Below are 338 nucleotides of genomic sequence, written 5' to 3'. Positions count from 1 at the left end.
CTGGTGTTTATGGTGAGTCTGCTGGTACAGGAGGTTTTGGAGGGTTATTTTATTCAAGTAATGCTTCCGGAAACGGACCTGCATTAATCGCTCTTACGGAAGGAAACGGAAATGGTATTACTGCCAATGCGGGAAAAAACGGAAATGGTATTGAATCATCCGCAGATGGTACGGGAAGTGCCGTGTACGGGTGGGTTCCCAATTTCGGTACAGGCAGAGCGGGGTTTTTCAGGAATTTTAACGCAGCCAACTCTGTACCGGTATTGTCTGTTACTAACGCAGGAACAGGAACGGGGCTCTTCATCAACCATACGGGGCCTTCCGGAAATATTGCAGTA

The 338-nt window shown here is 47.9% G+C and carries 1 pseudogene; it reads left to right on the top strand.

Going from position 1 to position 338, the window contains the following annotated elements:
* Positions 1-338 (top strand): annotated as a pseudogene (locus SCA31_RS22750) (collagen-like protein); the annotation flags it as partial.

The organism is Chryseobacterium sp. SIMBA_028 (assembly GCF_046535285.1).
Lineage (GTDB): Bacteria > Bacteroidota > Bacteroidia > Flavobacteriales > Weeksellaceae > Chryseobacterium.
The sequence above is the reverse complement of the archived record's forward strand: the minus strand, read 5'-3'. Positions and strand labels throughout refer to the sequence as shown.